Annotated in this window: 16 protein-coding genes and 1 pseudogene; 5 read left to right on the top strand and 12 right to left on the bottom strand. The window is 59.7% G+C overall.

What is annotated here, in order from left to right:
* Nucleotides 1–145: 145 nt before the first annotated feature.
* Both HMPREF1138_RS00825 and HMPREF1138_RS00820 read right to left on the bottom strand, forming a co-directional pair.
* The gene (locus HMPREF1138_RS00825) at nucleotides 146–691 is read right to left on the bottom strand and encodes a GNAT family N-acetyltransferase (RefSeq protein WP_009055409.1); all 546 of its coding nucleotides are present in this window, start codon (nucleotides 689–691) and stop codon (nucleotides 146–148) included.
* 85 nt (nucleotides 692–776) lie between these two features.
* Nucleotides 777–1,742, bottom strand: a complete 966-nt coding sequence (locus HMPREF1138_RS00820) for a Fic family protein (protein ID WP_009055337.1) — start codon at nucleotides 1,740–1,742, stop codon at nucleotides 777–779.
* 165 nt (nucleotides 1,743–1,907) lie between these two features.
* Here HMPREF1138_RS00820 and relB point away from each other — a divergent pair, with 165 nt between their 5' ends.
* Both relB and HMPREF1138_RS00810 read left to right on the top strand, forming a co-directional pair.
* Nucleotides 1,908–2,114: a type II toxin-antitoxin system RelB family antitoxin gene (gene relB / locus HMPREF1138_RS00815; protein WP_238318579.1), complete on the top strand. Its 207-nt coding sequence runs from the start codon at nucleotides 1,908–1,910 to the stop codon at nucleotides 2,112–2,114.
* Nucleotides 2,115–2,381, top strand: a complete 267-nt coding sequence (locus tag HMPREF1138_RS00810; RefSeq protein WP_009055383.1) for a type II toxin-antitoxin system RelE family toxin — start codon at nucleotides 2,115–2,117, stop codon at nucleotides 2,379–2,381. It begins immediately after the preceding gene.
* Between the two features lie 134 nt (nucleotides 2,382–2,515).
* Here HMPREF1138_RS00810 and HMPREF1138_RS00805 read toward each other — a convergent pair whose 3' ends face one another.
* The 4 genes from HMPREF1138_RS00805 to HMPREF1138_RS00790 form a co-directional block, all read right to left on the bottom strand.
* The gene (locus tag HMPREF1138_RS00805; protein ID WP_009055370.1) at nucleotides 2,516–3,175 is read right to left on the bottom strand and encodes a DUF421 domain-containing protein; all 660 of its coding nucleotides are present in this window, start codon (nucleotides 3,173–3,175) and stop codon (nucleotides 2,516–2,518) included.
* 1 nt (nucleotide 3,176) lies between these two features.
* Nucleotides 3,177–3,626, bottom strand: a complete 450-nt coding sequence (locus HMPREF1138_RS00800; protein ID WP_009055326.1) for a DUF3290 domain-containing protein — start codon at nucleotides 3,624–3,626, stop codon at nucleotides 3,177–3,179.
* A gap of 161 nt (nucleotides 3,627–3,787) precedes the next feature.
* Nucleotides 3,788–4,243 (bottom strand): hypothetical protein, encoded by a 456-nt coding sequence (locus HMPREF1138_RS00795; protein ID WP_009055363.1) that lies wholly within the window; start codon nucleotides 4,241–4,243, stop codon nucleotides 3,788–3,790.
* Nucleotides 4,240–4,830 carry a TetR/AcrR family transcriptional regulator gene (locus HMPREF1138_RS00790; protein ID WP_009055339.1) on the bottom strand — a complete coding sequence of 197 codons (591 nt, stop codon included), beginning with the start codon at nucleotides 4,828–4,830 and terminating at the stop codon, nucleotides 4,240–4,242. Before HMPREF1138_RS00790 ends, HMPREF1138_RS00795 begins: the two co-directional genes overlap by 4 nt.
* 261 nt (nucleotides 4,831–5,091) lie before the next feature.
* Between HMPREF1138_RS00790 and HMPREF1138_RS00785 the strand changes: the two genes are divergently transcribed.
* Complete coding sequence (locus HMPREF1138_RS00785; protein ID WP_009055392.1) at nucleotides 5,092–5,940, top strand: aldo/keto reductase; 849 nt, start codon at nucleotides 5,092–5,094, stop codon at nucleotides 5,938–5,940.
* Nucleotides 5,941–6,097: 157 nt separating this feature from the next.
* Complete coding sequence (locus HMPREF1138_RS00780) at nucleotides 6,098–6,646, top strand: hypothetical protein (RefSeq protein ID WP_009055396.1); 549 nt, start codon at nucleotides 6,098–6,100, stop codon at nucleotides 6,644–6,646.
* Here the strand turns inward: HMPREF1138_RS00780 and HMPREF1138_RS00775 are convergent.
* Nucleotides 6,643–7,512, bottom strand: coding sequence for a DUF2262 domain-containing protein (locus tag HMPREF1138_RS00775; RefSeq protein ID WP_009055372.1), 870 nt, complete (start codon nucleotides 7,510–7,512; stop codon nucleotides 6,643–6,645). The genes HMPREF1138_RS00780 and HMPREF1138_RS00775 overlap by 4 nt on opposite strands.
* Nucleotides 7,513–7,634: 122 nt before the next feature.
* Nucleotides 7,635–7,847, bottom strand: coding sequence for a type II toxin-antitoxin system Phd/YefM family antitoxin (locus HMPREF1138_RS00770; protein WP_003793591.1), 213 nt, complete (start codon nucleotides 7,845–7,847; stop codon nucleotides 7,635–7,637).
* 148 nt (nucleotides 7,848–7,995) lie between these two features.
* Between HMPREF1138_RS00770 and HMPREF1138_RS00765 the strand changes: the two genes are divergently transcribed.
* On the top strand, nucleotides 7,996–8,265 hold the full coding sequence (locus HMPREF1138_RS00765) for a type II toxin-antitoxin system RelB/DinJ family antitoxin (RefSeq protein WP_009055394.1): 270 nt from the start codon (nucleotides 7,996–7,998) through the stop codon (nucleotides 8,263–8,265).
* 115 nt (nucleotides 8,266–8,380) lie between these two features.
* Here HMPREF1138_RS00765 and HMPREF1138_RS10555 read toward each other — a convergent pair.
* The 4 genes and pseudogenes from HMPREF1138_RS10555 to HMPREF1138_RS00755 form a co-directional block, all read right to left on the bottom strand.
* Nucleotides 8,381–8,539 (bottom strand): annotated as a pseudogene (locus tag HMPREF1138_RS10555) (helix-turn-helix domain-containing protein); the annotation flags it as partial.
* A gap of 66 nt (nucleotides 8,540–8,605) precedes the next feature.
* Entirely contained in the window at nucleotides 8,606–9,385 is a 780-nt protein-coding gene (locus HMPREF1138_RS10550) for an alpha/beta fold hydrolase (protein ID WP_081495943.1), read from the bottom strand.
* 263 nt (nucleotides 9,386–9,648) lie between these two features.
* On the bottom strand, nucleotides 9,649–11,205 hold the full coding sequence (gene guaA, locus HMPREF1138_RS00760) for a glutamine-hydrolyzing GMP synthase (protein ID WP_009055388.1): 1,557 nt from the start codon (nucleotides 11,203–11,205) through the stop codon (nucleotides 9,649–9,651).
* A 152-nt stretch (nucleotides 11,206–11,357) separates the two neighbouring features.
* Nucleotides 11,358–11,942, bottom strand: coding sequence for a biotin transporter BioY (locus HMPREF1138_RS00755; protein ID WP_009055354.1), 585 nt, complete (start codon nucleotides 11,940–11,942; stop codon nucleotides 11,358–11,360).
* Nucleotides 11,943–12,001: the final 59 nt, after the last annotated feature.

Below are 12,001 nucleotides of genomic sequence, written 5' to 3'. Positions count from 1 at the left end.
GCGCTCGCGGGCCTGCAGGATCTCAACACTCTGCATGCCACTGTGGCTGCCAACAATGGCAGACGCTACACACGCTGGTCTGCATGGAACTGGGGTTCTAGTGCCCTCAAGCTAGACACATAAGCGCCAGCTACCCTCCGGAGTGCTACAGTTCAAGCCTCATATACACGAGCTCTTGGTAGCCCGCAGCCGCGGACCGGTAGCCTCGGGGGTTGCGCCCATACTCCTCGAACCCCGCGCGCCGGTAGAGCGACAGCGCGCGTTCATTGTCAGCCACCACCTCGAGCTCGAGTTGGGCATATCCCGCCCGGAGCGCGCAGCCGATACAGGTCTCCATGAGCACTCGGCCGATCCCCATCCCCCAATACTCCTGGAGCACGCTGATCCCAAAGCGCGCCCGGTGACCTACCTTGCGCTTACCGCCCACGGCCGTGATTCCTGCGCTTCCCACGATGCGCTCATCGACGACGGCGATGAGCTCAACCTCATTGCCGCTGCGTTCCGTTTCCTCGAGGGAGCGAGCTTCTTGTTCATCGTCGCCGCTCTGCTCGTCCGGGTAGGACAGCAGGTAGTCAGTTTGCGCATGCGTGCGTTGCATGGTCTCGCGCAGCGCGCGGGCGTCTGAGGCGACGGCGTTCCTCACGAGGAGTTCCACCCCGCCCATTAAGAGCACCGTTTTGGCGTACCTCATCGTCGGCCTCCTTGCCTCCCTAGCGGCTTGGACTCGTTATGAAGTTGCGGAGTCTCAACGCCGACACATGGACTACTGATGCAGCTTAGAGTCTCGGCGCACGGACAACCCACACGCCCGACCTGGGGCTCCCCTGACGCTCGAGCATGCCTTCTTCTTTCAGTTGTGCGACTGTGCGCTCGGCGCTCCTCTTCGAGCACCCAAGATGTTGCGCAAGCTGAGTGACAGTGGCACGCGGGTTACCGCCGAGGAAAGCGAGCGCGCGGGCGCGAGCCACATCCTGCGAGCTCGACGGCTTCGCATACGGAAGAATCGATTCACGAATCGCCTCGAGCATGAACTCCACGAAACTCTCACACGAACCGTTCGCACCCGAGCGGGCCAAGGCCTCGTAATATTCCGCCTGCCGCCTCCTGATCGCGGACTCGATGGGCACCCAGGCCAGCACCGGACGCCACCGCGACAACAGTAGTGCGTGCCAGAGACGTCCCGTCCGACCATTCCCGTCAGAAAAGGGGTGGCAGAACTCAAATTCGAAGTGGAAAATGCACGAGACGAGGAGTGGGTGCATGCACGTCGCATGCACCCACTCGAAGAGGCCACCCATCACCTCGGGGACGTAGGAAGCCGGAGTCCCGGCATGGATGAGGGTATCTCCGTTGAACACGCCGACATTGCCCGACCGAAAGCGCCCAGCATCGGGGACGAGGCCACCCATCATGACGCGGTGAACGCGCAGCAGATCTTCCACCGAATGAGAATCCAGCTTGGGAATGAGATCGTAGGCGGCACGCGCGTTTTCAACTTCGAGGATGTCGCGCCGATCTCCGAGAACCCGCTTGCCGTCAATAATCGCGCTCACCGCACGTTCGTCTAGTTTGTTTCCTTCGATGACGAGCGAGGAGTAGATCGTGCGGATCCGCAGCTCCCGACGCAGCGCCGGGCTGGTCGACAGTGGTGCTTGAGGCGACAGCATGCCGACGAGCTCAGCGATCTCCATGCACAGAGCATCGATAACGTCAGTGCGTTCGAACGACGGTTCGTATGCCATGATCGCCTCCTATTACCGCCACGATTATACCGCCAGTGGAGGTAATCAAGCAGAGGCCCGCAATACGATTCACCTCTCCCCAGACAGAAGGGCAACCATTGCACATTGACACCAGGGAGAACTAGAATACGTTGTATTCACCACCGGGAGGTCACCATGCCCACCATGACCATGCGTCTTGACGAAACGGACGCCGAAGTCGTGCGCAAGTACGCCGAATTTGAGGGAAAAACAATTTCCGACTTTGTTCGAGATGCCGTCTTCGAGAAGATCGAGGACCAGCAGGACCTCGCCACCCTGCGCGAGGCGATCGCTGCAGACAACGGCGTTCGCTACACCCACGAGCAGGTACTCGCGCAGCTGGGCCTGTAAATGTCCTACCACGTCGAGTACAGCGACACAGCCCTCAAGCAACTGAAGAAAATGGACCGATTCGACGCGCGACTCATTACGTCATGGATCGGCAAAAACCTCGAGGGGTGCTCGGACCCCCGCATCCACGGCAAAGGCCTCACAGCCAACCGATCAGGCGAGTGGCGCTACCGCATCGGCAACTACCGCGCCCTGTGCATCATCGAGGACGACCGCCTCATCATCGAAGTGTTTTCCGTCGGACACCGCCGACACATCTACCAGTGATCTCGCGGCCACACCGGCACCATCCAGCATTACCGCCAGATTTATACCGCCACTGGCGGTAATCGCGTGGCGCCCAAGGAGAGCTGACCGATAAACGGCAGGAGGCCTCGTCCATTGACGAGGCCTCCACGAAGTCAACTCTTGACACTCGTTGCCTTCGGGTACGGAATCACCTCAAGGTGCCCAGAGACGAGCTCACCCAGGAACACCTGCTTGACCGAGGAGTACCCCAACTTCTTGAGTTCCTCCTTGATCCAGGCTTTATCCTTGCCTGCAAGAAGGAGACCATCAGGGACGAGCTGACCGTCAGTCACGAGCGGCAGGAGCGAGCGCTTAGAGCCGTCACCTCGCACGCGAATCGTCAAAGACCCGTTGGTTTCCATGATCGCTGCGGCAACGTCACCCACGCTGGCAATCTTCTGCTCACGCAGGCTCCTACTCAGTCCCTCCGCGGTCATTCCCACCTTCGCGCAGCGCGCAATATCCACTTCACCATCACGAACGATCAGCTCGGGCTGACAGGCCGCAAGCTTCTTAAAGGTTTTGCTGGTATCGATGAGGATCTTCGTCGCGATAACAACGAGCGACCAGATCAAGATGATGACGAGAAACTGCAAGACGGAAATCGACGAGTTGTAGATGACGCCGCCGATGATGCCGCCCAGCACATAGTTCTGCACCTGATTGAGAGGCGTATTCAGCGAGAAGTCGCGCTTTCCCAAGATGTTGATCTGGAGCAACATCGTGAGGATACCGAGCGCGAACTTGATAGCCGTCAACGTGTAGAAGTCCATGTCAGTGCTCCCCGTTCACATAGATGCCATGGTCGATAATGTGCGTGCGCTCAAGAGTGAAGGAATTGTTGTCATTATTGAGATGGACGGTGTAGTCCTCCTCGTTAAAGCGCACGATCATCCCGTCCTGCAGGGACATCTTATTCACCATGACATCGCTCGCCTGGACACCGTGATCGACGGCGACACCCTCCATGAAACCCACGAGGAGCTGGGCCTGGGACTGCTGGTCACTGAGCCTCAGGTACTGCTCGGTCTGGATTCCCAGCAGGACGAGCGAGAACACCAAGAGCCCAATACCCGCGTCACGCCAGCGGGTTTTCACCCGGTTACGCAGATACAGGGCACTAAAAGCGAGAGCCACAACGAGCAAGACGATGATCGCAGCTAGACGCCGTGTCGCGTCCAGACTCTGGTGCGACAGAATGTAGTCGAGGGTATAGAAGTTCATGTGCTATCCATGGTGTGCAGGTCACTCAAACAGGGTCACACTAGCACTGCAGTCAACACGGACAGCGCAGCACTCACAGCGAACACACACAAAGCAGTAGCGCTGGGGAGCACGACGACCTCGCCCATTGACGAGGCCTGCGCCCAGAGAGCGTGAAACGCTCAGCTGGTCCCGTGAAACGCCCAGGCGTGGCCGCGCACGCCGCGCGCGATGTAGCTAGCGCCGGCAAGCGCGAGAGCAACACCCAGGCCCGTGTAGAAGAATGCGATGAACCAGTCGGGGAAGACGCCCGCGGCGCGCATTCCAATGCCGAAGGACATCATGATTGCCATCATGAGGTAGCTCTTGCGGTCGAAGAAGCGCACGACGTGGTGACGATCCCCCTCCAGGTCGGCGATGCGCTGGACGTTCTTCTGGACGAGCTTGGAAAACATCGGATGGAACGCGCAGAAGATGGCGATGGCGCCGCCCGCGAGCGCCAGGAAAACAATCGCGGCGACTCCGCGCATGTCGATGGCCGCGCGCACGCCGAGGATCGCGACGTTCAGGCCGGCGAGCAGCCAGACGATGCCGGCGACGGCGATCAGGGACTGCTTGTTGATGCGGAATCGACTCATTTCTTAGTGTCCTTTTCGTCTGCAGTGGTCTCATACAGGGCGGCATCGAGGAGGGCGAACAGCGTCTCGCACTCGCCGCCCTCCATGAGCGAAGCGATAATACTGCGCAGCACGTAGCGACACAGGGCCTCGGCGCTCATGGGGCCGACGAGCCGGGAGCGGTCCACGGCCTCGTCCGCGTCGAGAACACTCCTGAGCCCGCGTTCGATGTGGGCGAGCATGGGGGCGCGCACGGCCTCGAGGGCTTTCTGTTCGCCGCTGGGGAGGCGGCGCATTTCGGCGAACCAGTCGACGCTCATGCCGACGCGCGCGGCGCACAGAGCCTCGCGGAATCGCCGCACGTAGGAGGTGAAGCGCTCGCCGGGGCGCACCGCGCACAGCTCGTCGGAGAGGTTCTCGTCGAAGAAGCGGGTGAGCACGGCGGCCGTCAGGTCTGCCTTGGTCGGGAAGTAGCCGTAGACGGAGCCGACCGCGATGCCGCACGCGGCGGCAACCTTGCGCACGGAGAGCGCGGAGATGCCGTCGCGCGAGGCGATGGCGTAGGCCTGGCTGACCAGCTTCCCCGGGTCGATCACTTGTTTGGGCACGATTTCCTATCGTCTTACTACCTGCAACAATCCATAATGAACAGTGTTCAGTATAGGCCTGAGCAAGCCCTCGTCAATCGCAGAACCGAGGGATCACAGCGCTCCTGACGCCAACTCGTCACATGTCACACGCCTACACGCGACCGTCGTCAGGCATGCCTTCCCGGGATGACTATAGGCTGACAATCAGCGGCGTCCGCGCAGTTCGACTACCGCACTGCCGTTCCAGCGCACGCCTCTGATGAGAACGAAGGAGCTCACATGGACCTCATCACCCTGAACAACGGCGTCACAATCCCCCAGGTCGGCCTCGGCACCTACCTGTTGGAGCCGGACGACGCGCAGTCGGCTGTCACCTACGCGCTCGACAACGGCTACACGCTCATCGACACGGCGAACGTCTACGTGAACGAGCGCGCCGTCGGGCGCGGAATGCGCGCATCCTCGAAGGCACGCGAGGAGATTGTCCTCGAGACGAAGCTCTGGCCGTCGTTCTTCGAACGCGCCAGCGCCGTCGACGAGACGCTCGAGCGCCTGGGCACGGACTACATCGACCTGATGATCCTGCACCAGCCCGCCGGCGACACCGTCGCGGGGTACCGCATCCTCGAGAAGGCGCATAAGGAAGGCAAGATTCGCGCGATCGGCCTGTCGAACTTCGACGTGGCCCAGACGCAGCGCATCCTCGACGAATGCGAGGTCGTCCCCACAATCAACCAGGTCGAGTGCCACCCCTACTTCCCGCAGACCGAGCTCAAGGAACTCCTCAAGGAGCACAACATCGCGCTGCAGGCGTGGTACCCGCTGGGCGGACGCGGCAACGACTCGATCATGACCGAGCCCCTCGTCCAGGAACTCGCCGAGAAGCACGGCAAGTCCCCCGCCCAGGTACTGCTGCGTTGGCATATCCAGCAGGGACACATCGTGATCCCGGGCTCGAAGACGCCGTCGCACATTGCTCAGAACATCGACCTGTTCGACTTTGCGCTGACCGACGAGGACATGGCCCAGATCGACTCCCTCGACAAGGGGAAGCCGTTCTTCGAGCACAACGACGAGGCCTTGGCCGGGTTCCTCGCATACGTGCCCGACGTGGACGGACAGAAGTAGTCCCACTACCGCGCACTGAGCCGAACGCACGACTGTTTCGTTAGCGACACCAGGTGCACATAACGAGGCCTGCCCTGCTTGGCGGGGTAGGCCTCGTTACACGACAGCGATGTTATAGTCATTGCCAGTCAATGAAGCCCTATGAAGAAAGCTGCTCATGGACAGAGTCGCACGCATCGCCGCACCCCTCTTCTTCATCGCCATGGTCTACGCAGGGTGGCGTTTCGACCTCAACCTCCCCATCCAGCCGCTGCTCTCGCCAGGCCCGTGGATCGTCGCACTGCTGATCGCGGTCTACTTCAGTGCCCTGACAGTGCTCCACTCTCAAGATAAGGTTGCTCCACGCGTACTCGCATTTTGGGGTCTCGTCGTCAAGCTTGCTCTCCTCCCCATTTTCCTCATCATGCTCATTCTCACGATCATCGTTCCGCTAGATAGCTCCAACGGCAACGTCAGCGGCTTGCTGATGATTCTCCTCATCCTCCCCCTTGACGCGGGAGTCTACTGCTTGATGCTCGTGTCATCCTTCCATGGGTTTGCCGCAATAAAACGCCTACTGGCCGAACAGACAATCCCATCAGCAACAGTGAAAAGACTCAGGAAGATGCACGCCGTTCCCATCGCCGACTTGGTCGCCTCGATCAGGCTCTACATGCTCCTACGTCGACTCGATAGCAGTGCTCCGGCCAGCTCTCAGGACGCCTAACCCGCCATTTCCGCCGAGGCCACCCCATCAGTGAGGGATCCGTACACCACGACACAGTGACCGAAGAACATGTCATCGTCATCGAAGTAGGCTGAGAACGAGCCGTCAGGTTCCATCGCGATGCTGCGCAGCTCGATCCGGCGAGCGAAGCTCTCTTCCGTAATCTCGGGGACCTCCTCGTCGGCAGACTCGCGCCACTCGCACGCGAGTTCGGTGAGCTCACGTGCGGCGCTCGAGCGCATGTCACCGTCCCAGCGATCCTGCTCCGCCAGCATCACCTTCATCGCCCGCCTGGCATCGGCCCAGGTGTCCTCGTCCGCCGCGTCAACCTCGAGCGACACGCAGATCTGCTCGCCGCGCCACAGGACCTCCCCTTCGAACATATCGAGATCCTTGTCGAGAGTGAGTTCACCCAACTCCTCGTCGTTAAGGACTACCGGCTTGCGATACTCAGTCAGTACCTTGTCCAGGGCTGGGCACGAGGCATCTTCTTCCAGGACCTCGACGATCAGGAACTGGTTCTGCGAGGAGGCGGTCACGCCCTCGGGAACCTCGTGCGGAATCTTCTTACGCGCCTTGAGGCGGTATACCGCTTCCCGACGGAAGCGATCGAGGATTCCTCCGGCATCATGTTCCTCGTCGCTGACGGGATAGACGATCCGGCCGTCACCCGTGTGCAGTGCGCCGGTCTGGCAGTCCACATACGCAATGAAGTAGTGCGAGACGTCCCAGAATCCGTTCCTCTTGCCGGCCCCGCTACCGCCGGCGAGCAGGACGAGGATCTCCCTGCCCTCGTCCTCAAACGTGCGCTCCCATTCGGCCTGCGTCATGCTGTCTTGCGAGCGCATGTATTCGAGCAGATCCACGTGTCATCCTCCTTGATCCAGGGCTGCCGCTTCGCTACGACAAACCCTACTCCACACGAGGCTTCACGACCGACGCGGGGACGAACGAGCCCCGGCCTCATCCCGAGAAAACGCGACAGCGTTCACTTCGCGAGCTCTTCAAACACGTCCGCGTAGGCATCCATGAAGTCAACAGCGACATCGACAGCACTCTCAGACTGCTGCGCCGGTTGAATGACCACCCACGGCCTGTTGTTCTTGAGGATCGTGACAGGCTTCCCCGTCCTGTTCACCTCTGCTGTCACTCGCGAAAAGTTGTTCTTCGCCTCGGCGAGCCCCATAGTCAGTGTCGACATTCTATTCCTTTCAACCTTAGCCATAATTATGGCCAGAGTCTGGCCTCAGAACAAGGGGAAGCTGCCTACTACTACGCCATACCGCCCCACAATGGCCCCATCTCAGCACCAGTCAGGGACTATGATGTAGGCGGCGAAAGGAGCGAGCATGCCAACGATGACCCGCACCGCCGAGGTGAAGACCCGCACGACCGCACAGATCAAGGCCGACGCTGCAGCCGTCTACGCACGCTGGGGCATTAGCCTGTCGGACGCGATCAACATCTTCCTCGCCAAGTCGATCGAGGTTGGCGGCCTCCCCTTCGACATGCGCCCCGATACTCCCACGTTTGACGGACTCGAGCGCTGCGCCTATCGCCCCAGCGTGGATACAAATGGAGTCGCGCGGCTCCCAGGAGATTGGGATGACAGCGAGTGAGGCAGCTCCCACTCCATGGGAGATCTGACACGCACGCTTTAACTTCGATGACCATGGCTGCAAGTTTCACCCGGTCCTCGTTCTCGCCCGCACACAGGACGGGCTTCTCGGCTCAATGCGCCCCATCAGGGCCCGCATGGCAGGCGATCTCACGGCACACCACCGAAGGACAATGCCCAATCAAGCGAGCGATATGCGCCTGGGACAAACCCGCTTCCAGCCCTGCCATGATCGCCGCACGATCCTGAATACCAAGCATCCGACGACACCCCACAACCAGCCTCCCATAAGCATCATCGCTACACGAAAATTGCTTACACCCTATGACACCACCGTTTTATTAATAAATATTGTTTTTCAAAAATGGATTAACCAGAGCCATCCACTCTAAAGGTAGATAAGCTGACAGATATCCATGATTATAACCTTTAGCTTCATATAGAGTACAATTGGGATGCATTTCCTTAAATAGCTTAGCCGACTCCTTAACGCAACTCATTTCTTTTTCGCCATAAATATATAAAACCTGCGCTTTACTTTCTGAAATAGCATTTTTAAGCGCATATCTTCCCATATATGTTTGGTACATAGTAACTAATGTTTTAATAGGAATCCTTGGCATATCCTCCATATAGTAATTTTCTATTTCTTCTGGATAAGCCATATTGGGATACATTTTTTTCATTAGACTCAACTGGATTTTGCATGCCACTTTGCTAAACATAAGTTTTCCAAACAACTTAACAATTACTATACTAATTCTTGCTAATTTGTGTTGAGGAATACAAATGCTCCCATCTATTATTGCTTTATGAGCTACATCGCTATCTAATGACAATAGCTCAATTGCAATTTGACCACCCAGAGAAACACCGCCCACAGCAAACAATTTTCCATCACAATTATTCTTTACATAATCCATAATTTGCAGTGCAGAATCTTCAGTTGAAATGTAATCTTTTTGATATTCTTCTCCATGACCATTAAGTGTTGGTAAAATTACATGGTATTTATCGGATAACATTTGAGCCTGCCGAAGATAATTCCACCAGGAACTACCTCCACCATGTATCAATAATATATGTGGTAAATTTTTATCACCAAATTCATGAAATATCATATTCACCACCTACACAACTTCAAATTTCTTACCCACCATTTCTGCGAAAGCCTCCCACCAAAATGATAGAAGGCTTTCTAAGCAATTTATCTACCCTTTCACACTTTCAATAAGTATCGTTCATATAACTCGCTCAATTCAACAACTCCCTTTCAGACCTACTTCTCTTACTTTTAGTATCAAAATAGTATCACTAAAAGTTCTTTGCTCCCACAAAATGCCGAAACGCTGTATTTTCAACAGTTCTATAATAGAAACTTATTCTACTCCCACTCGATGGTGGCCGGGGGCTTGGAGGTCACGTCGAGGACGACGCGGTTGACCTCGGGCACCGAGTTGGTGATGCGGGTCGAGATGCGGGCCAGGACGTCGTAGGGCAGGCGCGTCCAGTCGGCCGTCATCGCGTCCTCGGAGGACACGGGACGCAGCACGATCGGGTGGCCGTAGGTACGGCCATCCCCCTGGACGCCCACGGAACGAACGTCGGCGAGCAGAACCACCGGGCACTGCCAGATCTCCTGATCCAGGCCGGCCGCCGTGAGCTCCTCGCGGGCGATCAGGTCGGCGGCGCGCAGGATGTCCAGGCGCTCGCGCGTGACCTCACCAATGATGCGGATGCCCAGGCCCGGGCCCGGGAAGGGCTGACGGTTCACCAGGTAGTCGGGCAGGCCCAGCTCGCGGCCGACCGCGCGCACCTCGTCCTTGAAGAGGGTGCGCAGGGGCTCGACCAGTTCGAAGGTCATGTCCTCGGGCAGGCCGCCCACGTTGTGGTGGCTCTTGATGTTGGCCGCGCCCTCGCCGCCGCCGGACTCGACGACGTCGGGGTACAGCGTGCCCTGGACGAGGAACTTCACCTCACCACCGGCGGCGCCAACCTCTTCGATGACCTGCTTCTGAGCGGCCTCGAAGGAGCGGATGAACTCGCGGCCGATGATCTTACGCTTCGCCTCGGGCTCGGTGACGCCGGCCAGGGCAGACAGGAAACGCTCAGACTCGTCGCACGTGATGACGCGGATGCCCATGCCGCGCGCGTAGTCGTTCTCCACCTGCTCGCGCTCGCCCGCACGCAGCAGGCCATGATCGATGAAGAAGCAGGTCAGCTGGTCGCCAACAGCCTTGTGCACGAGGGCCGCGGCCACGGAGGAGTCCACGCCACCAGATAGGGCGCAGATGACCTGCGCGTCGCCGACCTGCTCACGGATCTTTGCAACCTGCTCGTCCACGATGGACCCGGCAGTCCACGCGGGTGTAATCCCGGCACCCTTGTACAGGAAGTTCTTCAGGGCATCCTGGCCGAACTGGGAGTGGCCCACCTCGGGGTGCCACTGCAGGCCGTAGAGGCGACGCTCGCGCGACTCGAAGGCCGCAACGGGGGTCTCGGCGGTGGAGGCGGTGACGGTGAATCCCTCGGGCGCGCCCTGGACGGCGTCACCGTGGCTCATCCACACGATCTGATCGTCGGGGGTGCCGTCGAACAGGCAGGAACCCGCAGAAACCGTGGCCTCGGTGTGCCCGTACTCGCGGGTGCCCGTGCGACCGACGGTGCCGCCGAGGGCGTGGGCCATGGTCTGGAAGCCGTAGCAGATACCCAGGACGGGCACGCCGGCCTCAAAAATCGCGGGATCGACGGAGGGCGCACCCTCCTCGTACACGGAAGACGGACCGCCGGACAGGATGATGGCGGCCGGCTCCTTGGCGAGCATGTCCGCCACGCTCATGGTGTGGGGGACGATCTCGGAGTAGACGTTGGCCTCACGCACGCGACGGGCGATCAGCTGGGCATACTGCGCGCCGAAGTCGACGACGAGGACGGGATGCATGTCAGTAGCGTTCACCCTCCCCATGCTACCCGCGCTCACCCCGCGCCGTCGCGCACCATAGCGCATGTCACCGCGCTTTTGTCCGCGGATACGGGGCGGCCCCGCCCCCGGGAGGGGACGAGGCCGACTCTCGTGACGCTGGAACGCGCGGCTCAGCGGAAGATGGAGCGCAGCACCGGGAAAAGCCCGGCGGCGACGGCGGCCTTGACCAGGTCGCCGACAATGAAAGGCACAAAACCCTTCATGAGGCCCTGCTCAAGCGTCATGTGCGCGAAGGGAATCATCCACGCCAGGCCCAGGACGTACACGGAGAAGATGGAGGCGAGGGCGGTCGGCGCCATAGTGAGCACGCGGCGGTCGGCGCCGCGCTGGGCGGCCAGGCCGGCGATCGCGGCGACCAGGAAATAGCCGAGGATGTAGCCGAAAGAGGCGAAAGCCCAGCCGATGTTCGTGCCGGTGAAGACCGGAGCGCCCGCGATGCCGAGGAGGGCGTAGGCGGCGACGGAGACGAGGCCTCGGCGCGCGCCGAGGGCCGTGCCGACCGAGAGCGCGCCGAGCGTACCGAGCGAGACCGGCACGGGCGTGAAGGGCAGCGGGATCGAGATGCGGGCGAGGACGATCAGGGCGAGTGTGCCAGCGGCGATCAGGGCGATTTCGCGGGCGATAGTGCCACCGAGGCGGTCGGCGAGGACGCGGTTTTCGCGCGCGGCGGCGGGGGCGACGGTCAGCGTGGACATGCGGTGCCTTTCGACGGGGCCAACGGCCTTTTATTCAATAATTGAATTAGACACCGGTG

This window comes from Actinomyces sp. ICM58 (genome assembly GCF_000283035.1).
Lineage (GTDB): Bacteria > Actinomycetota > Actinomycetes > Actinomycetales > Actinomycetaceae > Pauljensenia.
Note: the sequence above shows the minus strand (reverse complement) of the source record. Positions and strands in the feature narration are given on the sequence as shown.